Raw genomic sequence first — 20,306 nt, forward strand, 5'->3', positions numbered from 1 at the left:
ACCGAATCGATGCAGGACGGTTCCGATGCCGTGTCCGACTGGCCACTGCTCAACGCCCTGCTCAACACCGCGAGCGGTGCGACCTGGGTCTCGCTGCACCACGGCGGCGGCGTCGGCATGGGCTTCTCCCAGCACTCGGGCATGGTGATCGTCTGCGACGGTACCGATGAAGCGGCCGAGCGTATCGCCCGCGTCCTGCACAACGACCCGGCCACTGGGGTCATGCGTCACGCCGATGCCGGTTATCAGATTGCCATCGACTGTGCCAAGGAACAGGGCCTGAACCTGCCGATGATTACCGGTAAATAAGCTGTTGCAGGAAACCCGTGTGGGAGCCGGCTTGCCGGCGATGCGGCCCGAGCGTCTTGCATCGACTGTTCGATCGCCATCGCCGGCAAGCCGGCTCCTACAAGGGGGGCTGGAGCAAGTTTCACAAACGCTGTGCACCTAACGAAAACAATCCACAGAGGTTGAACAATGTCTGCGTCAAATGATCGTGCAAGCTACAAACCGTTGATCGAAAGGCGTTCGATCGACTACATCCCGGAAGCGGAAAGACACGGTCGTCTACTCAGTCAGTTCACCCTGTGGTTGGGTGCCAACCTGCAAATCACCGCGATTGTCACCGGTGCCTTGGCGGTGGTGCTAGGCGGCGATGTCTATTGGTCGCTGATCGGTCTGCTGCTCGGGCAACTGATCGGCGGTGGGGTGATGGCGCTGCACGCCGCGCAAGGTCCGCAACTGGGCCTGCCGCAGATGATCTCCAGCCGCGTGCAGTTCGGCGTCTATGGCGCGGTGATCCCGCTGGTGCTGGTGTGCCTGATGTATATCGGTTTCTCGGCCAGCGGCTCGTTGCTGGCCGGGCAGGCGGTGGCGCAGCTGCTGCATGTGGAAGACTGGGTCGGCATCGTGCTGTTCGCCGCCAGCATCCTGGTCTGCACCATCTTCGGCTACCGGGTGATCCACGGCATCGGCCGGATCGCCAGCGTGCTGGGAGTGATCGCCTTCGTCTACCTGTTCTACAAACTGTTGGCCGGCAACGATATCTCGGCCTTGCTCGGCAACAAGCATTTCTCCCTGGCGAGTTTCCTGCTGGCAATGTCGCTCTCGGCGTCCTGGCAGATCGCGTTCGGGCCTTATGTGGCGGATTACTCGCGTTATTTGCCACGCCGCACTTCGCCGGTGAAAACCTTTTGGGCCGTGGGCCTGGGTTCGGTGATCGGCGCGCAGGCGTCCATGGTCTTCGGCGTGTTCGCCGCCGCCCTGGCCGGCTCGCAGTTCTCCCACCACGAAGTCTCGTTCATCGTCAGCCTCGGTGGTACCGGGGCGGTCGCGGCGGCGCTGTTCTTTGCCGTGGCCTTCGGCAAGGTGACGGTCACCACCTTGAACGCCTATGGCAGCTTTATGTCGATCGCCACCATCATCAGCGGTTTCCGTGGCAACCGACATATCTCCAGCGGTGTGCGCCTGCTGTATATCTTCATCATGGTCAGCGTGTCCGCGGCCCTGGCGCTGCTGGGCAAGGACTCGTTCCTCAAGGAGTTCTCCTCCTTCATTCTGTTCCTGCTGGCGTTCTTCACACCCTGGAGCGCGATCAACCTGGTGGATTTCTACTGCATCACCAAGGAACGCTATGACATTCCCGCGCTGTCCGATCCGAAGGCCCGCTACGGTGGTTGGAACCTGCTGGGTATCAGCATTTACGTGTTTGGCGTGCTGATCCAGATGCCGTTCATTGCCACCCAGTTCTATACCGGTTCCCTGGTGGCGAGCCTGGGCGATACCGATATCTCCTGGATCATCGGCCTGGTGGTGCCGGCGGCGTTGTACTACGTCGCGGCGAAGAAGTGGCATGGGGCTATTCCCGACCGTCTGATCCTGCCGGTAGAGCCGGGCGTGGAAGCGCTAGCCAAGACCAATGGGCGTGTGCAACCGGTGGCGAACTAGCCAGTGGGAGCGGTGCTGGGTCCGGGCGGTGTCCCGACGAAGCTTTGGGTGGTCTCAAGGGCCTCTTCGCGGCGTCCCGGAAAGTCCTGCTCCACAGGGCCTGCTGGCAGGCCAACCCGGGTCGGTGGTCTCTTGACCGGCGTTAACCCTTTGCAGATTAGGAGCGGCACAGAATGAAAATGACCAAGACCCTGCTGACCACGGCGCTGTCCCTGGGCCTGTGGGTAGCGGCCGGCGCCAGCCAGGCCGCCGGCTGGTGCGAATCCGGCAAACCGGTGAAGTTCGCGGGTCTGAATTGGGAAAGCGGCGCGTTCTTGACCGACGTGCTGCAGTTCGTTCTGGAAAAGGGTTACGACTGCAAGACCGACAGCCTGCCGGGCAACTCCATCACCATGGAAAACGCCCTGAGCAGCAACGATATCCAGGTGTTCGCCGAGGAGTGGGTTGGCCGCAGCGAAGTCTGGAACAAGGCTGAAAAAGCCGGCAAGGTCGTCGGTGTCGGCGCGCCGGTGGTGGGCGCCATCGAAGGCTGGTATGTGCCGCGCTATGTGATCGAAGGCGACGCCAAGCGCAACCTCAAGGCCCTGGCGCCGGACCTGAAGCACATCGCCGGCCTGGGTAAATACGCGGTGTTGTTCAAAGACCCGGAAGAGCCGAGCAAGGGCCGTTTCTACAACTGTCCGGCCGGCTGGACCTGTGAGCTGGAGAACAGCGAAATGCTGAAAAGCTACGGCCTGGAAAGATCCTATACCAACTTTCGCCCTGGCACCGGCCCAGCACTGGACGCCGCCGTGCTGTCGAGCTACAAGCGTGGTGAGCCGATCCTCTTTTACTACTGGTCGCCGACGCCGCTGATGGGTCAGGTCGACCTGGTCAAGCTGGAGGAAAAACCTGGTGTCGACAAGCGCGTGAGCATCAAGGTCGGTCTGTCCAAGGCCTTCCACGAGCAAGCCCCCGAGCTCGTCGCCGTACTGGAAAAGGCTAACCTGCCAATCGATCTGTTGAACCAGAACCTGGGGCGCATGACCAAAGAGCGGATCGAATCGCCGAAACTGGCGAAAATCTTCCTCAAGGAACACCCTGAGGTCTGGCAGGCTTGGGTCAGCGCTGACGCTGCCAAGAAAATCAACGCGGCTCTGTAGGTCGACTACCTCCCGGCTAACCGAGAGGCTGGCCGGGAAGTTCGCCACAACCACTTGATCGAGAGTTTCCAATGTTTCCCGAACGTTTCACATTTTCCATCGCCGACTGGGTCAACAGTTGGGTCGATGCACTGGTGACCCATTACGGTGATGTGTTCCGCCAGATCTCCGACACCCTGCTATGGGCCATCGTCAATCTGGAAGGCCTGCTGCGCCTGGCGCCCTGGTGGCTGATGCTGGCCATTGTCGGCGGTATCGCCTGGCACGCCACTCGCAAGTGGGTGACCGCCCTGGTGATCGTCGGCCTGTTGTTCCTGGTCGGCGCGGTCGGCCTGTGGGACAAGCTGATGCAGACCCTGGCGCTGATGCTGGTGGCGACCCTGATCTCGGTGCTGATCGGGATTCCGCTGGGCATTCTTTCGGCGCGCAGCAATCGCCTGCGTTCGGTGCTGATGCCGTTGCTGGACATCATGCAGACCATGCCCAGCTTCGTGTACCTGATTCCGGTGCTGATGCTGTTCGGCCTGGGCAAGGTCCCGGCGATCTTCGCCACGGTGATCTACGCGGCGCCGCCGCTGATCCGTCTGACCGACCTGGGCATTCGCCAGGTCGACGGCGAGGTGATGGAAGCGATCAACGCCTTTGGCGCCAACCGCTGGCAGCAACTGTTCGGCGTGCAACTGCCGCTGGCCCTGCCGAGCATCATGGCCGGGATCAACCAGACCACCATGATGGCGCTGTCGATGGTGGTGATTGCCTCGATGATCGGTGCCCGTGGCTTGGGCGAAGACGTGCTGGTTGGGATTCAAACCCTCAACGTCGGACGCGGCCTGGAAGCCGGCCTGGCCATCGTGATTCTCGCGGTGGTGATCGACCGCATCACCCAGGCCTATGGTCGGCCACGGCATGAGGTGAGCAAATGAGCGAGGCCAGCGTCAGCAAGATCGAAGTCAAGAACGTCTTCAAGATCTTCGGTTCGCGTGAGAAGGACGCGATGAGCCTGATCCTCCAGGGCAAGACCAAGGATCAGGTGCTGGCCGAGACCGGTTGCGTGATCGGGGTCAACGACCTGTCGCTGAGTGTCGGTACCGGCGAGATCTTCGTGATCATGGGCCTTTCCGGTTCCGGCAAGTCGACCCTGGTGCGGCATTTCAACCGCCTGATCGACCCGACCAGCGGCGCGATCCTGGTGGATGGCGTGGACATCCTCCAGTACGACATGGAGGCGTTGCGCGAGTTTCGTCGGCACAAGATCAGCATGGTGTTCCAGAGCTTTGGCCTGTTGCCCCACAAGAGCGTGCAGGAAAACGTCGCCTACGGTCTCAAGGTCCGTGGCGAAAGCAAGGAAGTCTGCGCCAAGCGCGCCTTGCACTGGATCAATACCGTGGGCCTGAAGGGTTACGAGGACAAGTACCCGCACCAGCTGTCGGGCGGTATGCGCCAGCGTGTTGGGTTGGCCCGGGCCTTGGCGGCGGACACCGACATCATCCTGATGGATGAAGCCTTCAGCGCCCTTGATCCGCTGATCCGCGCCGAGATGCAGGATCAGTTGCTGGAGCTGCAGAAGACGCTGCACAAGACCATCGTGTTTATCACCCATGACCTGGATGAAGCGGTACGGATCGGCAATCGCATCGCGATTCTCAAGGATGGCAAGTTGATCCAGGTCGGCACGCCGAAGGAGATTTTGCATGCGCCGGCGGATGAGTATGTGGATCGGTTTGTTCAGCGGCGTGCCGCGGCGGTGTAGGCGGGTGAGGGTGGTGGTGGCTGGGCTGGCCTCTTCGCGGGCAAGCTCCGCTCCCACACTAGATTTGAGTCGTGCCCGAGTCTTGCGTACGACTGAAAAACCTGTGGGAGCGGAGCTTGCCCGCGAAGAGGCCGGTAATGCTGCATCAATATCCAAGTTGTACTGATGAGGTTGAAGATGTCCCAGGCTGAAAAAATCGTTATCGCCGACGCCCCCTTGCGTTGGCAGGATGTGGTCGCGGTGGCCCGGCATGGCGCCCCGCTTGAACTGTCGCCCGAGGCTTGGGCGCGGATCGACAATGCCCAGGCCATCGTCCAGCGCATCGTCGTCAGCGGCGAGCGTGCCTATGGCGTGAACACCGGTCTCGGCGCGCTGTGCAACGTCTCGCTGTCCGGCGAACAGCTCAGCCAACTGTCGCGCAATACCCTGCTCAGCCATGCCTGCGGTGTCGGCGCGCCGCTGTCCGATGAACAGACCCGGGCCATCCTCTGCGCCGCCATCGTCAACTACAGCCATGGCAAATCCGGCCTGCAGCGCCAGGTGGTCGAAGCCCTGCTGGCGCTGCTCAACCGGGGCATCACCCCGCAAGTGCCGGCCCAGGGCTCGGTGGGTTACCTGACCCATATGGCCCATATCGGCATCGCCTTGCTCGGTGTCGGCCAGGTGAGCTATCGCGGGCAGATCGTCCCGGCGCAACAGGCGCTGGCCGCCGAAGGCCTGCAACCGGTGCAACTGGGGGCCAAGGACGGTCTCTGCCTGGTCAACGGTACGCCGTGCATGACCGGCTTGAGCTGCCTGGCCCTGGCCGACGCGACCCGCCTGGTGCAATGGGCCGATGTGGTCGGGGCCATGAGCTTCGAGGCCCAGCGTGGGCAAATCGCCGCGTTCGACGCGGAAATCATCGCGCTCAAACCGCATCCCGGCATGCAGCAGGTCGGCAACAACCTGCGTGGCTTGCTCGACGGTAGCGAAGTGATTGCCGTCAGCAAAGGCATTCGCACCCAGGACGCCCTGAGCTTGCGTTCGATCCCGCAAGTACACGGCGCCGCCCGCGACCAGTTGGCGCACGCCACCCGGCAGATCGAAATCGAACTCAACGGCTGCACCGACAACCCGCTGTTGCTGGGCACGCCGGACAACTACCGGGTGATGTCCCAGGCCAACCCCCATGGCCAGTCGGTGGCCCTGGCGGCGGACCTGCTGGCAATCGCCATGGCGGAAATCGGCTCGATTGCCGAACGCCGTCTCGACCGCCTGATCAACCCGCATGTCAGCGGCCTGCCGGCCTTCCTGGTGAGCAACCCGGGGGTCAACTCCGGGATGATGATCGTGCAGTACGTCGCCGCGTCCCTCTGTGCGGAAAACCGCCAGTTGGCGCAGCCGGCGGTGCTCGACAACTACGTCACCTCGGGCCTGCAGGAAGACCACCTGAGCCTGGGCACCAATGCCGCGCTGAAATTGCACCGGGCTCTGGAAAACTGCACGCAGATCCTCGCCATCGAGTACCTGCTGGCGGCCCAGGCCTTCGAATTCCTCAAGGAACAGCGCTTCGGTGTCGGCACCGAGCGCGCCTGGAAACTGCTGCGCGAGCGCGTCCCGGCCTACGACCAGGACCGCTGGCTGGCGCCGGACATCGCCAGCGCGGCGAGCCTGCTGAAGGACCCAGTATTGATCCAGTGCAGGTTCCCCGACCTGCACTGATTCCACGAATAACCAGCGTGCCAAGGCGCCATCGGCTCAAAAAGTCGGCGGCGACGGATAACGGAAGCTTCCGGAGCGTCTGGTAGTTAGTAAAAACTCTCAAAAGGAGCATGAATGTGACTGCGTTGAACCTGATTCCCGGCCAACTGAGCCTGGCCCAACTGCGTGCCATCTATCAACAGCCGGTGAAACTGACCCTGGATCACAGTGCCTCGGCACAGATCGAAGCCAGCGTCGCCTGCGTCGAGCAGATCCTCGCCGAGAACCGCACCGCCTACGGCATCAACACCGGTTTCGGCCTGCTGGCCTCGACCCGTATCGCCAGCGAAGACCTGGAAAACCTCCAGCGCTCCCTGGTGCTGTCCCATGCCGCCGGTGTCGGCGCGCCAATCAGCGACGCGCTGGTACGGCTGATCATGGTGCTCAAGGTCAACAGCCTGAGCCGTGGTTTCTCCGGGATTCGCCGCCAGGTGATCGACGCGCTGATCGCCCTGATCAATGCCGAGGTCTACCCGCACATTCCGCTGAAAGGTTCGGTCGGTGCTTCCGGTGACCTCGCGCCGCTGGCCCATATGTCCCTGGTGCTGCTAGGTGAAGGCAAGGCCCGCTACAAGGGCGAATGGCTGGACGCCCACACCGCGCTGAAACAGGCCGGTCTGCAACCGCTGACCCTGGCCGCGAAAGAAGGCCTGGCGCTGCTCAACGGCACCCAGGTGTCCACCGCCTTTGCCCTGCGTGGCCTGTTCGAAGGCGAAGACCTGTTCGCCGGCGCCCTGGTCAGCGGTTCGCTGACCGTCGAAGCGGTACTGGGTTCGCGTTCGCCGTTCGACCCGCGTATCCATGCGGCTCGTGGTCAACATGGCCAGATCGATGCGGCTGCCGCTTATCGCCACCTCTTGGGCGAGCGCAGCGAAGTGTCCGACTCCCACGAGAACTGCGAGAAGGTCCAGGACCCGTACTCCCTGCGTTGCCAGCCACAGGTCATGGGCGCCTGCTTGACCCAGTTCCGCCAGGCCGCCGAAGTGCTGGTGATCGAAGCCAACGCGGTGTCCGACAACCCGCTGGTGTTCGCCGCCGAAGGCGATGTGATCTCGGGCGGCAACTTCCACGCCGAACCGGTGGCCATGGCCGCTGACAACCTGGCCCTGGCGATTGCCGAAATCGGTTCGCTGAGCGAGCGCCGCATCTCCCTGATGATGGACAAGCACATGTCGCAGTTGCCACCGTTCCTGGTGGCCAATGGCGGCGTCAACTCCGGCTTCATGATCGCCCAGGTGACTGCCGCGGCCCTCGCCAGCGAGAACAAGGCCCTGGCGCACCCGCACAGCGTCGACAGCCTGCCGACTTCGGCCAACCAGGAAGACCATGTGTCGATGGCCCCGGCTGCGGGCAAACGTCTGTGGGAAATGGCTGAGAACACTCGTGGGATTTTGGCTGTGGAATGGCTGGCGGCTTGCCAGGGGCTGGATCTGCGCAATGGCCTGAAAACCTCGCCAACCCTGGAAAGCGCACGGGCGACGTTGCGCGAGGAAGTGGCGTATTACGAGAAGGACCGTTTCTTCGCCCCGGATATCGAGGCGGCCACCGAGTTGCTGGCTTCCCGTTGCCTGAATGCACTGGTTCCGGCGAAGTTGCTGCCAAGCCTGTAAGCGTTGCCCGAGACCAGACTGGGGCGTGAAGGACATGTAGGAGCGAGCTTGCTCGCGATGGTGGTTCAGGCACTGCGGGGCATCAGATACCCCGCGTTATCGTTGGCGTCCATCGCGAGCAAGCTCGCTCCTACAGTAGTCGCCACCCGGCAGATGGGTTTTGCCTGCATCTGCCGGGTTGGGTACTCTGCGACCCCTTTTGCGGTCAGGCGGCCGCGAGATACTCGCCAACAGTCTGATTCTCATCGAGTTTTACCGATAAGAATAATTAAGGACGAGCAATGCAACAGCAAGTCAAAGGTTTGAAACGCGGGCTCTCGGCTCGACATATTCGCTTCATGGCCCTGGGGTCCGCTATCGGCACCGGGCTGTTCTACGGTTCCGCCTCGGCCATCCAGATGGCCGGCCCGGCCGTGCTGCTGGCCTACCTGATCGGCGGCGCCGCGGTGTTCATGGTTATGCGCGCCCTCGGCGAAATGGCCGTGCACGATCCGGTGGCCGGTTCCTTCGGCCACTACGCCAGCACCTACATCGGTCCCCGTTCCGGTTTTATCCTCGGTTGGACCTATGCGTTCGAGATGGTCATCGTTGGCCTGGCCGACGTCACCGCCTTCGGCATCTATATGGGCTTCTGGTTTCCCGAGGTCGATCGCTGGGTCTGGGTACTCGGCGTTGTCTTCATCATTGGCGCGCTGAACCTGTGCACCGTGAAGGTCTTCGGCGAAATGGAGTTCTGGCTGTCGCTGCTCAAGGTCGGCGCCATTGTCGCGATGATCCTTGGAGGCTTCGGCATCCTGTTCTTCGGCATCAGCACGGCCACGCCGTCGACAGCCGTCGGCATCAGCAACCTTTGGAGCAACGGCGGCTTTATGCCCAACGGCGCGGCCGGGATGATCGCCTCGTTCGCGGTGGTCATGTTCGCCTTCGGCGGCATCGAGATCATCGGCGTCACCGCCGGTGAAGCCCAGGACCCACAGCGGGTGATCCCCAAGGCGATCAATGCGGTACCGCTACGCATCCTGCTGTTCTACGTGCTGACCCTGTTCGTGCTGATGTCCCTCTACCCGTGGCAGCAGATTGGCAACCAGGGCAGTCCCTTCGTGCAGATCTTCCAGAACCTGGGGATAGGCTCGGCGGCAAGCATTCTCAATATCGTGGTGATTTCGGCGGCGATCTCCGCCATCAACAGCGATATCTTCGGTGCCGGCCGTATGATGTACGGCCTGGCCGAGCAAGGCCATGCACCCCAGGCCTTCGCCAAGCTGTCCCGCGCCGGTGTGCCGTGGATGACCGTGCTGGTCATGGCCGCCGCGCTGCTGCTGGGCGTGCTGCTCAACTACCTGATTCCTGAAGACGTATTTTTGCTGATCGCCTCGATCGCCACCTTCGCCACGGTGTGGGTGTGGATCATGATCCTGGTCACCCAGGTGGCCATGCGCCGTTCCATGAGCCGTGAAGAGGCCGCGCAACTGAAGTTTCCGGTGCCGTTCTGGCCCTATGCGCCGCTGGCGGCGATTGCCTTCATGGTGTTTATCTTCGGCGTGCTGGGCTATTTCCCCGACACCCGGCCGGCGTTGATCGTCGGCGCGGTCTGGATCGGCCTGCTGGTGCTGGCCTACCAGGTCTGGGTCAAGCCGGCGGCGGCCCAGGATGCCCGCGTTCAGCCAGACCCTGCTTTGTCTCATCAATAACCTAACGGAGGCCCCGGATGAAAACGCTTTGGCAGAACTGTCACGTTGCAAGCATGGCGCAAGGCAGCTACTCGATCATCGAGGATGCCGCCATCGTGACCGTGGCGTCGACGATCGAGTGGATCGGCCCACGCGCCGAACTGCCGGCCGCGGATTATCCACAGGTCGAGGATCTGCGCGGGGCCTGGGTGACGCCGGGGCTGATCGATTGCCATACCCACACGGTGTTCGGCGGCAACCGCAGCGGTGAGTTCGAGCAACGCCTGCAAGGCGTGAGTTATGCCGAGATCGCCGCCGCTGGCGGCGGGATTGCCAGCACCGTGCGGGCGACCCGTGCCGCGAGCGAGGACGAACTGTTCGACAGCGCTCGGCAACGCCTGACCTGCCTGCTGCGCGATGGCGTGACCAGCGTCGAGATCAAGTCCGGCTACGGCCTGGACCTGGACAGCGAGCGCAAGATCCTCAAGGTGATTCGCCGCCTCGGCGCCGAATTGCCGGTCAGCGTGCGCAGCACCTGCCTGGCGGCCCATGCCTTGCCGCCGGAATACCTCGGGCGGGCCGACGACTATATCGAGCATATCTGCGCCGAGATGCTCCCGGCCCTGGCCGCCGAAGGTTTGGTCGACGCGGTGGATGCCTTCTGTGAATACCTGGCGTTTTCCCCGGCCCAGGTCGAGCGGGTGTTCAAGGTCGCGCAACAGCTGGGCTTGCCGGTGAAACTACATGCCGAGCAGCTGTCATCGCTGCACGGTTCGAGCCTGGCGGCGCGTTACCAGGCGCTGTCGGCGGACCACCTGGAATTTATGACCGAAGAGGACGCCATCGCCATGGCCGCCGCCGGTACCGTCGCGGTGCTGCTGCCCGGGGCGTTCTACTTTTTGCGCGAAACCCAGCTGCCGCCGATGGATGCCCTGCGCAAGCACGGCGTGAAGATGGCCATTGCCAGCGACCTCAACCCCGGCACCTCGCCAGCGCTGTCCCTGCGGCTGATGCTGAACATGGCCTGCACCCTGTTCCGCATGACCCCGGAAGAAGCCCTGGCCGGTGTCACCCAGCATGCCGCCACGGCGTTGGGCATGGGCGCTACCCACGGTTCGCTGGAGATTGGCAAGGTCGCGGATTTCGTCGCCTGGCAGATCGAGCGGCCGGCGGACCTGGCCTACTGGCTGGGCGGTGACCTGAGCAAGCGCGTGGTGCGCCATGGTGTCGAAGTACTGATCTAGGAGATTGTCCTGTGGATAACGTTCTGAGTTTCAAACAAGGTCGCGTGCCGCTGTTGATCAGCATGCCCCATGCCGGTGTGCAACTGACCCCGGCGGTCAAGGCCGGGTTGATCGCCGAGGCGCAAAGCCTGCCGGATACCGACTGGCACATCCCGCGGCTCTATGATTTCGCTGCCGAACTGGGCGCCAGCACCCTGGCGGCCGGTTACTCGCGGTTTGTCATCGACCTGAACCGGCCGTCCGACGACAAGCCGCTGTATGTCGGTGCCACCACCGGCCTGTACCCGGCCACCCTGTTCGATGGCGTGCCGCTGTTCGTCGAAGGGCAGGTGCCGTCGGCCGCGGAGCGGGCGAACTACCTGGAGCAGATCTGGACACCGTATCACCAGACTCTGCAACAGGAGCTGGCGCGGCTCAAGGCCGAGTTCGGCTATGCCTTGCTGTTCGACGCCCACTCGATCCGCTCGGTGATCCCGCACCTGTTCGACGGCAAGCTGCCGGATTTCAACCTGGGCACCTTCAACGGCGCCAGCTGCAACCCGCAACTGGCGGCGCGGCTGGAGGGCATCTGTGCCGGACATCCGGCCTACAGCCATGTGTTGAACGGACGCTTCAAGGGCGGGCATATCACCCGTCACTATGGCGACCCGGCGCAGAATATCCACGCCGTGCAGCTTGAGCTGGGGCAGTGCACCTATATGGAAGAGTTCGAGCCGTTCAACTACCGCAGCGACCTGGCGGAACCGACGCGGGTAGTGCTCAAGGAACTGCTGCAAGGCCTGCTGGTCTGGGGCCGCGAGCACTACGGTCGCTGAGGCGGGTTGCACCGTTTTCAAGATAATCGAACGAGTCCTGTCACGGCCATGGCTCATCCCGGGAGCACCTCGACGCCCGGGCTGAGGAAGTCGATGTGATAGCCACTGTTGCCGTCCCCCAGGCCCACATGCACGCCGCTGACACCTTCGTTCATCGGCGAGTTGTGGCTGTAGTTGATGTTCGGCCCGATGCTCTCGTTCACGCCGATGGCGAACTCGCTCAGGTACAGGCCCCTGTCACCTGCCGCGCGACTCAGCAGACCGACATATTCCTGCCCGGCAACCTTGAACGAGCGCACCTGGTTGTGTTCGATATGTAGCCAGGCCTGGTGCCTGGCGACACTCTGGGTCAGTTCCAGCACGCGTTCATCGACCCCTGTGGCGAGATGCGTGCGGTTGCTGCCCTGAGACGTCAGCAGGCCGCTGATGTGCAGGATGCCGTTCAGTTGAAAGAGATCGGGACTGTCCGGGCGCATGTGGGCGTAGTGCACTTCGAACAACTCCGAGACGGACAGCACGAACTGTTCGCTGATCTCGTCGCGGGTGGTGACATAAGGGGCCGAGTGGTTTTGCAACCAGACATCGGCCCGCGATCCCTCGCCGGCCAGGTGCAGGTGCGGGTGCTGACTCAAGAGCCTGAGGTGGTCGCGCTGGCGCCTCAGGCACTCGGCGAAGTCGCTGCGCAGGAGCAGCATCAGGCTGTACAGCGCGTTCTCCAGGCCCGGGTCGAAGGCGTGCAGCGGGCAGAGAATACTTTGTTTGCCCCGGGTTTTGGCCGCCCGCTCATAGAATTGCCGGGCGCCCTGGCGGGTGAAGGAAAACACCAGGCTTTGCGCCGGCAGTGGTTCGGTCGAATCGACAGCGGCGGCGTCCAGCCCCAGTTCCGCGAGGGCGCGGATAAACATTTCGTTGTCAGCGAGGATGATGGCCTTCTCCGGGTAGGAAAGCAGGCCCGGCAAATAGTCTTGCTGCATTGGAAACTCCCTTTCACTTTTGCGCGGATACCCCGGCAGAGCGGCTCCTGCCGTTCTACGTGACCTGACTATTGAAGCGTTTATTGGGCCGACTTGAACACTGACCAAATGGATAGGCATCGTCCGACGAGAGGAAAACATCGCCGAGCAGGCCCGCGTGCATCCGCTTTTGACAAGGGCATGCCGATTCGGCGATTCGGGTTTATGATGCCGAACGACAGAATAATATGAAGTCCCCATCAGGGATGACCTCGACCCCTACGGAGCGCGTGATGCAGACTTTGTACCCGCAGATCAAACCCTACGCCCGGCACGATCTGGCCGTGGATGAAACGCATGTGCTGTATGTCGACGAGAGTGGCTCGCCGGAAGGCTTGCCGGTGGTCTTTATTCATGGCGGTCCTGGAGCCGGCTGCGACGCCCAGAGCCGCTGCTATTTCGATCCCAACCTGTATCGCATCATCACCTTCGACCAGCGCGGTTGCGGTCGCTCGACCCCCCACGCAAGCCTGGAAAACAACACCACCTGGGACCTGGTGGCGGACCTTGAGCGGATTCGCCAGCACCTGGAAATCGACAAATGGGTGCTGTTCGGCGGCTCCTGGGGCTCGACGCTGGCCCTGGCCTACGCCCAGACCCATGCGGATCGGGTGCATGGCCTGATCCTGCGGGGGATCTTCCTCGCCCGCCAACAGGAGATCGAGTGGTTCTACCAGGCCGGCGCCAGCCGCCTGTTCCCGGACTACTGGCAGGACTACGTGGCGCCGATCCCGCTGGATGAGCGCGACGACCTGCTCAACGCTTTCCACAAGCGCCTGACCGGCAACGACCAGATCGCCCAGATGCACGCCGCCAAGGCCTGGTCCCTGTGGGAGGGGCGTACCGCGACCCTGCGCCCGAACCCGCTGGTGGTTGACCGTTTCTCCGAGCCGCAGCGCGCGCTGTCGATTGCCCGGATCGAATGCCACTACTTCACCAACGACGCTTTCCTCGAACCCAACCAACTGATCCGCGACATGGGCAAGATCGCCCACCTGCCGGGAGTGATCGTGCACGGTCGCTACGATGTGATCTGCCCGCTGGACAACGCCTGGGAGTTGCACCAGGCCTGGCCCAACAGCGAACTGCAGGTGATTCGGGATGCCGGTCATGCGGCCTCCGAGCCAGGAATCACCGACGCGCTGGTACGCGCTGCCGACCAGATGGCCCGGCGCCTGCTTGACCTGCCTCTCGAAGAAGCATGAAGGGCTTGTTGCAACGCGTCAGCGGCGCGCGGGTAGAAGTGGCTGGAGACGTGGTCGGGGCCATCGACCAGGGTTTGTTGGTGTTGCTGGCGGTGGAGCCCGGCGATACCCAGGCACAGGCCGACAAACTGCTGAAGAAGCTGCTTAACTATCGGGTGTTCAGCGATCCACAGGGCAAGATGAACCTGTCCCTGGCGGACACCGGCGGCGGTTTGCTGCTGGTGTCGCAGTTCACCCTGGCGGCCGATACCCAAAGCGGATTGCGTCCGAGCTTCTCCACGGCGGCACCTCCGGCGCTCGCCGAGGCGCTGTTCGACTATGTAGTGGCACAGGCGCAGCACTTGCATGGGCAGGTGGCGACCGGGCGTTTCGGGGCGGACATGCAGGTGCATCTGGTCAATGATGGCCCTGTGACCTTCCTGTTACAGACCTGAATGCACCAAAAACGACGTATTTGACTGAAAACAGGGGGTTTTCGCGATAAATACTTTGTTTCACCTGATGCGTTGTAACGCGGCCTACTAGATAATCGCGCGCTACGGGGATCGCTGTTCGTTGGTCCAATTTGACTTAGGTAGAGACTTGTCCGTGACCGTTTGGGGAATCATTTTCTCCCACGGGAGTCGGAACAATGCTCGCCAACCTGGCATATAGATAGCTGGCCGTTGGTTTTTGATCTGTTTTCGGCGAGGGTTGCTCGTGATTGTTAGTCCCTGTAATGCTCCAACACTGACTGCCAAAGGTTTGAGAAAAGCACTGGTGGCGGGCTCGGCACTGTTTTGCCTGCTCAGCGCCGGTCAACTCTTTGCGTTCAATCTGGATGATGTGTCGGCCAAGGCCAAGACGCTGGCCGGGCAGAAATACGAAGCTCCGCGCAGCAATCTGCCGAACGAGTTCCGTGACATGAAGTTCGCGGACTACCAGAAAATCCGCTTCCTGACCGACAAGGCTGAATGGGCGGGCGAGAAAACCCCCTTCAAGCTGTCGTTCTACCATCAGGGCATGCACTTCGATACGCCGGTGAAGATCAACGAAATCACCGCGGACGATGTGAAAGAGATCAAGTACGACCCGACCCGTTTCGACTTCGGTGACGTCAAGTTCGATCCGAAAGCCACCGAACAGCTGGGTTATGCCGGCTTCCGGGTGCTTTACCCGATCAACAAGGCTGACAAGCAAGACGAGATCATGACCATGCTCGGCGCGAGTTACTTCCGCGTCGTCGGCAAGGGCCAGACTTATGGCCTGTCGGCGCGTGGCATGGCCATCGACACCGCCTTGCCGTCCGGCGAAGAGTTCCCGCGCTTCACCGAGTTCTGGATCCAGCAGCCCAAGCCGACCGACAAGCACCTGGTGATTTACGCCCTGCTCGACTCGCCACGGGCTACCGGCGCCTACCGCCTGATCCTGCGTCCGGGCACCGACACCATCGTCGACGTGAAGGCGCAGATGTACCTGCGCGACAAGGTCGGCAAGCTCGGCGTGGCACCGCTGACCAGTATGTTCCTGTTCGGCGCCAACCAGCCGTCCAAGGTCCTCAACTACCGTCGCGAGCTGCATGACTCCAGCGGCCTGTCGATCCATGCCGGCAATGGCGAGTGGGTCTGGCGTCCGCTGAACAACCCGAAACACCTGGCGGTGAGCAATTTCTCCGTGGAAAACCCACGGGGCTTCGGCTTGCTCCAGCGTGGCCGTGACTTCAGTCACTACGAAGACCTTGACGACCGCTACGACCAGCGCCCAAGCGCCTGGATCGAGCCCAAGGGCGACTGGGGCAAGGGCACCGTCGACCTGGTGGAGATTCCGACCGCTGACGAAACCAACGACAACATCGTGGCTTTCTGGAACCCGGCGGAACGCGCCGATGCGGGCCAGCCGATGAACTTCGCCTACCGCCTGCACTGGACCACCGACGAAGCGGCCCTGCATTCGCCGGACGGCGCTTGGGTCAAGCAGACCCTGAAGTCCACCGGCGACGTCAAGCAATCCAACCTGATCCGTCAACCGGACGGCAGCGTGGCCTACCTGATCGACTTTGAAGGCCCGTCCCTCAAGGCCTTGCCTGAAGATGCGCCGGTGCGTAGCCAGGTCAGCGTCGGCGACAACGCCGAACTGGTGGAAAACAGCCTGCGCTACAATGCGGAAACCCAGGGCTGGCGCCTGACCCTGCGCCTTAAGGTCAAGGATCCGGGCAAGGCCACCGAGCTGCGCGCGAACCTGGTCAAGGACCTCACCACGGCGGATCCGGTCAAGGTTGCGGTCTCGTCCCAGGTGGTCAAGGCCGATAAGGTCGCGGCCAAGCAGCAGGAGAAAGAGAAAGCCCTGGAAAAGAAAGAGCAGGCTCAAGACAAGAAAGAGCCGGCTCAGGATAAGAAAGAGCCAGCCCCGGACAAGAAAGAGCATGACGCTGCGGCGCCGGCTGCCGAGGCTGCCCCTACCACCCCGGATCCGGTGCCGACTGAGCAAGTCCTGACCGAGACCTGGAGCTACCAGTTGCCTGCCGATGAGTAACCCAAACGTAAAGCCAGAGGCTCTTTTCGAGTACCTGGCGCACTTGCCGCTGAGCAATGAGCAGCGTGCGGAACTGGCGAACTGCGGCTCGTTCGCCGAGTTGCATGAGCGCTTGAGCGAGCAACCGGCGGTTGACCCCGCCGAGGCCGCGCAGGCTTCGGTGGGGCGGCGCCTGATCCTCGATTCGGCGGCCGAGCTGGAAGACGCCGAGATGCTTGCGCTGGATGCCTCCGGGCGCGTGCGCCTCAAGGCCACGCCGCCGATCCGTCGGACCAAGGTGGTCCCGGAGCCGTGGCGCACCAATATTCTGGTGCGCGGCTGGCGGCGTCTGACCGGGCGCAGCAACCCGCCGGCGCCCAAGGACGACAAACGCGACCTGCCCCATGCGCGCTGGCGCACCGTGGGTTCGATTCGCCGCTATATCCTGCTGGTGTTGATGCTCGGCCAGACCATCGTTGCCGGCTGGTATATGAAAGGCATCATGCCTTACCAGGGTTGGGCCTTCGTCGATCTCAACGAAGTGGTGCACCAACCGCTGTTGCAGACCGCCCAGCAAGTACTGCCTTATCTGCTGCAAACCAGCATCCTGGTGCTGTTCGGGATTCTGTTCTGCTGGGTCTCGGCGGGTTTCTGGACTGCCTTGATGGGCTTTCTCGAATTGCTCACCGGGCATGACAAGTACCGTATCTCCGGCGCCAGCGCCGGCAGCGAGCCGATCGCCAAGGACGCGCGTACGGCCATCGTCATGCCGATCTGCAACGAGGACGTGCCACGGGTCTTTGCCGGCCTGCGCGCGACCTTCGAGTCGGTCGCGGCCACCGGTGACCTGGATCGCTTCGATTTCTTCGTCCTGAGTGACAGTAACGACACCGATATCTGCGTCGCCGAGCAACAGGCCTGGCTGGATGTCTGCCGCGAAGCCTCGGGTTTCGGCAAGATCTTCTACCGCCGTCGCCGCCGTCGGGTGAAGCGCAAGAGCGGCAACCTCGACGACTTCTGTCGTCGTTGGGGCGGCGACTACAAGTACATGGTGGTGCTCGACGCCGACAGCGTCATGAGCGGCGAATGCCTGACCAGCCTGGTACGGCTGATGGAAGCCACGCCGGACGCCGGGATCATCCAGACCGCGCCACGGGCGTCGGGTATGGACACCCTGTATGCGCGCATGCAGCAGTTCGCAACCCGCGTCTACGGTCCGCTGTTCACCGCCGGCCTGCACTTCTGGCAGTTGGGCGAGTCGCACTACTGGGGCCATAACGCGATCATCCGCATGAAGCCGTTTATCGAGCACTGCGCCCTGGCGCCGTTGCCCGGTAAAGGGGCCTTCGCCGGTGCGATTCTCTCCCACGACTTCGTCGAAGCCGCGCTGATGCGTCGTGCCGGCTGGGGCGTGTGGATCGCCTACGACCTGCCGGGCAGCTACGAAGAACTGCCGCCGAACCTGCTTGACGAGCTCAAGCGCGACCGGCGCTGGTGCCACGGCAACCTGATGAACTTCCGCCTGTTCCTGGTCAAGGGCATGCACCCGGTGCACCGCGCGGTGTTCCTCACCGGCGTGATGTCTTACCTGTCGGCGCCGCTGTGGTTTTTCTTCCTGGTGCTGTCGACGGCCCTGTTGGCGGTCAACACGCTGATGGAGCCGCAGTACTTCATGGAGCCACGCCAGCTCTATCCGCTGTGGCCGCAATGGCATCCGGACAAGGCGGTGGCGTTGTTCTCCACCACCATCGTGCTGCTGTTCCTGCCCAAGCTGCTGAGCATCATTCTGATCTGGGCCAAGGGCGCGAAAGAGTTCGGCGGCAAGTTCAAGGTTACCCTGTCGATGCTGCTGGAGATGTTGTTCTCCATGCTGCTGGCGCCGGTGCGGATGATTTTCCACACCCGTTTCGTCCTGGCCGCGTTCCTCGGCTGGGCGGCGACCTGGAACTCTCCGCAGCGTGACGACGACTCCACGCCATGGAGCGAAGCGGTGCGCCGCCATGGCCCGCAAACCCTGCTGGGTGCGCTCTGGGCGCTGCTGGTGGTCTGGCTCAACCCGAGCTTCCTCTGGTGGCTGATTCCGATTGTCGGTTCGCTGATGCTGTCGATCCCGGTTTCGGTGATCTCCAGCCGGGTCAAGCTGGGCTTGCGTTCCAGGGATGAGAGCCTGTTTCTCATTCCCGAGGAATACAATCCGCCGCAGGCGTTGTTGGCAACGGATGAGTACACCCACGAAAACCGTTGGCATGCGCTCAATGACGGCTTTGTCCGGGCGGTGGTCGATCCACGGCAGAATGCCCTGGCCTGCGCCCTGGCGACTGCCCGTCATGGTCAGGCCGAGCCGATCGAATGGCTGCGGGTCGAGCGTGTGCGGCATGCGCTGAAGGTCGGTCCGGCCGGTCTGGACAATCAGTCGCGACTGCACCTGCTGAGCGATCCAGTGGCCCTGACCCGCTTGCATGAGCAGGTCTGGAACGAAGGCCATGCCGAGTGGCTGGGCGCTTGGCGCCAGTCGATCAAGGCTGATCCCCATGCCCCGTTGCTGCCTCTGCAACCCACCACAACGGCGGCCCAGCCCGCCTGATGTCCGAGGGGTCGCGGGGTGATAAACACCGCCGCCCCTTTGTCATTTGGTAACAAAAGACCCGTCTCCCCTCAGTGTTGCCCCGCACCTGAGTACGTTAGGATCGCCCCGCAAAATCGTGCCCGCCAGACCCTGGTGCCCGCGCTCTCGCGCGGGCGTTGCGGGGGGCGATGGCACGACCGGAAAAGCCGCCCTGGGGAGTTTCATGATGAAAAGGTTTCTGTCGATACTGCTGCTGGGCATCGCAGTGCTCACTCACACCTGCGCACTGCAAGCGGGCGCCATTGACGATGCGCTCAAGCGCGGCAGCCTGAAAGTGGGGACCAATCCCACGTATATCCCCTTCGAAATGACGAGCAAACGCGGCGAAATCATCGGTTTCGAGATTGATCTGCTGCGTGAAATGAGCCAGGCGCTGGGGGTCAAGCTGGAGCTGGTGTCCAGCCCTTACGCCGAGTTGCTCCCCGGTCTGCTGGCGAACAAGTTCGACCTGATCGCCAGCGGCATGACCCTGACCCAGGAGCGCAACCTGCGGCTGAACTTCAGCGATGCCTTTATCGTGGTCGGGCAGACTCTGCTGATTCCCCTGGCGCTGGGCGGCAAGGTGCAGAGTTTCGAGGACCTCAACCAAGCCGGCTATCGCATCGCCGCCAAGGCCGGGACCACGGGGGAAATCGTTGCGAAAAAGATGATGGGTGCAGCGCAACTGAGCACTTATGCCAATGAGGAGGACGGTGTGCAGGCCGTGCTCGAAGGTAAGGCCGACGCCTTTGTCCACGACGCGCCCTACAATCTGGTGGCGGTGAACAAGCTGGGCAACGGCAAGCTGTTGTGCCTGGATCAGCCGTTCACCTACGAACCGCTGGCCTTCGGGGTGAAGAAGGGCGACCACGATAGCCTCAACTGGATCAACCACTTTCTCCACCAGATCGCCGAAGATGGCACCTACGATCGCATCCACGACCAGTGGTTCAAGACGAGCGACTGGTTGGCCGAGATCGATTGAAACGCTACCCCCCTGTAGGAGCCGGCTTGCCGGCGATGAGGCCAGTGAACCTAGCGTTGAATGTGAGGACGTCATCGCCGGCAAGCCGGC

General features: G+C 62.6%; 15 protein-coding genes and 1 pseudogene. 15 read left to right on the forward strand and 1 reads right to left on the reverse strand.

Annotated features, from left to right (window positions below; genetic code table 11):
* The 10 genes and pseudogenes from AC07VG_RS13665 to hutG all read left to right on the forward strand — a co-directional run.
* A pseudogene (locus AC07VG_RS13665) lies at positions 1–309 on the forward strand (urocanate hydratase); the annotation flags it as partial.
* A 168-nt stretch (positions 310–477) separates the two neighbouring features.
* The gene (locus tag AC07VG_RS13670) at positions 478–1,947 is read left to right on the forward strand and encodes a purine-cytosine permease family protein (RefSeq protein ID WP_495003239.1); all 1,470 of its coding nucleotides are present in this window, start codon (positions 478–480) and stop codon (positions 1,945–1,947) included.
* 173 nt (positions 1,948–2,120) lie between these two features.
* Positions 2,121–3,089: an ABC transporter substrate-binding protein gene (locus tag AC07VG_RS13675; protein ID WP_495003240.1), complete on the forward strand. Its 969-nt coding sequence runs from the start codon at positions 2,121–2,123 to the stop codon at positions 3,087–3,089.
* Positions 3,090–3,160: 71 nt separating this feature from the next.
* Complete coding sequence (locus AC07VG_RS13680; RefSeq protein ID WP_495003241.1) at positions 3,161–4,012, forward strand: ABC transporter permease; 852 nt, start codon at positions 3,161–3,163, stop codon at positions 4,010–4,012.
* Positions 4,009–4,839: a quaternary amine ABC transporter ATP-binding protein gene (locus tag AC07VG_RS13685; protein ID WP_495003242.1), complete on the forward strand. Its 831-nt coding sequence runs from the start codon at positions 4,009–4,011 to the stop codon at positions 4,837–4,839. Before AC07VG_RS13680 ends, AC07VG_RS13685 begins: the two co-directional genes overlap by 4 nt.
* Before the next feature lie 177 nt (positions 4,840–5,016).
* Positions 5,017–6,540, forward strand: a complete 1,524-nt coding sequence (gene hutH / locus AC07VG_RS13690) for a histidine ammonia-lyase (RefSeq protein WP_495003243.1) — start codon at positions 5,017–5,019, stop codon at positions 6,538–6,540.
* Positions 6,541–6,650: 110 nt separating this feature from the next.
* On the forward strand, positions 6,651–8,189 hold the full coding sequence (gene hutH, locus AC07VG_RS13695; RefSeq protein ID WP_495003244.1) for a histidine ammonia-lyase: 1,539 nt from the start codon (positions 6,651–6,653) through the stop codon (positions 8,187–8,189).
* 281 nt (positions 8,190–8,470) lie between these two features.
* On the forward strand, positions 8,471–9,880 hold the full coding sequence (locus tag AC07VG_RS13700; RefSeq protein ID WP_495003245.1) for an amino acid permease: 1,410 nt from the start codon (positions 8,471–8,473) through the stop codon (positions 9,878–9,880).
* Positions 9,881–9,897: 17 nt separating this feature from the next.
* Complete coding sequence (gene hutI, locus AC07VG_RS13705; RefSeq protein ID WP_495003246.1) at positions 9,898–11,103, forward strand: imidazolonepropionase; 1,206 nt, start codon at positions 9,898–9,900, stop codon at positions 11,101–11,103.
* 11 nt (positions 11,104–11,114) lie between these two features.
* Complete coding sequence (hutG, locus tag AC07VG_RS13710) at positions 11,115–11,918, forward strand: N-formylglutamate deformylase (protein WP_495003247.1); 804 nt, start codon at positions 11,115–11,117, stop codon at positions 11,916–11,918.
* 53 nt (positions 11,919–11,971) lie between these two features.
* Here hutG and AC07VG_RS13715 read toward each other — a convergent pair whose 3' ends face one another.
* Positions 11,972–12,892 carry a CgnE/CgnB domain-containing protein gene (locus AC07VG_RS13715; RefSeq protein WP_495003248.1) on the reverse strand — a complete coding sequence of 307 codons (921 nt, stop codon included), beginning with the start codon at positions 12,890–12,892 and terminating at the stop codon, positions 11,972–11,974.
* Positions 12,893–13,164: 272 nt separating this feature from the next.
* Between AC07VG_RS13715 and pip the strand changes: the two genes are divergently transcribed.
* From pip to AC07VG_RS13740, 5 genes are all read left to right on the forward strand, one after another.
* On the forward strand, positions 13,165–14,136 hold the full coding sequence (pip, locus tag AC07VG_RS13720; protein WP_495003249.1) for a prolyl aminopeptidase: 972 nt from the start codon (positions 13,165–13,167) through the stop codon (positions 14,134–14,136).
* The gene (dtd, locus tag AC07VG_RS13725; RefSeq protein ID WP_495003250.1) at positions 14,133–14,570 is read left to right on the forward strand and encodes a D-aminoacyl-tRNA deacylase; all 438 of its coding nucleotides are present in this window, start codon (positions 14,133–14,135) and stop codon (positions 14,568–14,570) included. The genes pip and dtd overlap by 4 nt, the downstream gene beginning before the upstream one ends.
* A 265-nt stretch (positions 14,571–14,835) precedes the next feature.
* Positions 14,836–16,647, forward strand: coding sequence for a glucan biosynthesis protein G (locus tag AC07VG_RS13730; RefSeq protein WP_495003251.1), 1,812 nt, complete (start codon positions 14,836–14,838; stop codon positions 16,645–16,647).
* The gene (gene mdoH / locus AC07VG_RS13735; RefSeq protein ID WP_495003252.1) at positions 16,640–19,210 is read left to right on the forward strand and encodes a glucans biosynthesis glucosyltransferase MdoH; all 2,571 of its coding nucleotides are present in this window, start codon (positions 16,640–16,642) and stop codon (positions 19,208–19,210) included. Before AC07VG_RS13730 ends, mdoH begins: the two co-directional genes overlap by 8 nt.
* Positions 19,211–19,415: 205 nt before the next feature.
* A complete protein-coding gene (locus AC07VG_RS13740; protein WP_495003253.1) occupies positions 19,416–20,216 on the forward strand; it encodes a transporter substrate-binding domain-containing protein in 801 nt (266 codons plus the stop codon).
* Positions 20,217–20,306 lie beyond the last annotated feature (90 nt).

It is taken from the genome of Pseudomonas sp. GW821-FHT03C07, from assembly GCF_059420925.1.

What these genes read in the sequence shown, in the direction of transcription:
- AC07VG_RS13715 (WP_495003248.1), bottom strand. Translation starts at nt 12,892, where the DNA reads ATGCAGCAAGACTATTTGCCGGGCCTGCTTTCCTACCCGGAGAAGGCC.
- hutH (WP_495003244.1), top strand. Translation starts at nt 6,651, where the DNA reads ATGAATGTGACTGCGTTGAACCTGATTCCCGGCCAACTGAGCCTGGCC.
- hutH (WP_495003243.1), top strand. Translation starts at nt 5,017, where the DNA reads ATGTCCCAGGCTGAAAAAATCGTTATCGCCGACGCCCCCTTGCGTTGG.
- AC07VG_RS13700 (WP_495003245.1), top strand. Translation starts at nt 8,471, where the DNA reads ATGCAACAGCAAGTCAAAGGTTTGAAACGCGGGCTCTCGGCTCGACAT.
- pip (WP_495003249.1), top strand. Translation starts at nt 13,165, where the DNA reads ATGCAGACTTTGTACCCGCAGATCAAACCCTACGCCCGGCACGATCTG.
- AC07VG_RS13740 (WP_495003253.1), top strand. Translation starts at nt 19,416, where the DNA reads ATGATGAAAAGGTTTCTGTCGATACTGCTGCTGGGCATCGCAGTGCTC.
- AC07VG_RS13680 (WP_495003241.1), top strand. Translation starts at nt 3,161, where the DNA reads ATGTTTCCCGAACGTTTCACATTTTCCATCGCCGACTGGGTCAACAGT.
- dtd (WP_495003250.1), top strand. Translation starts at nt 14,133, where the DNA reads ATGAAGGGCTTGTTGCAACGCGTCAGCGGCGCGCGGGTAGAAGTGGCT.
- AC07VG_RS13685 (WP_495003242.1), top strand. Translation starts at nt 4,009, where the DNA reads ATGAGCGAGGCCAGCGTCAGCAAGATCGAAGTCAAGAACGTCTTCAAG.
- AC07VG_RS13675 (WP_495003240.1), top strand. Translation starts at nt 2,121, where the DNA reads ATGAAAATGACCAAGACCCTGCTGACCACGGCGCTGTCCCTGGGCCTG.
- AC07VG_RS13670 (WP_495003239.1), top strand. Translation starts at nt 478, where the DNA reads ATGTCTGCGTCAAATGATCGTGCAAGCTACAAACCGTTGATCGAAAGG.
- hutI (WP_495003246.1), top strand. Translation starts at nt 9,898, where the DNA reads ATGAAAACGCTTTGGCAGAACTGTCACGTTGCAAGCATGGCGCAAGGC.
- mdoH (WP_495003252.1), top strand. Translation starts at nt 16,640, where the DNA reads ATGAGTAACCCAAACGTAAAGCCAGAGGCTCTTTTCGAGTACCTGGCG.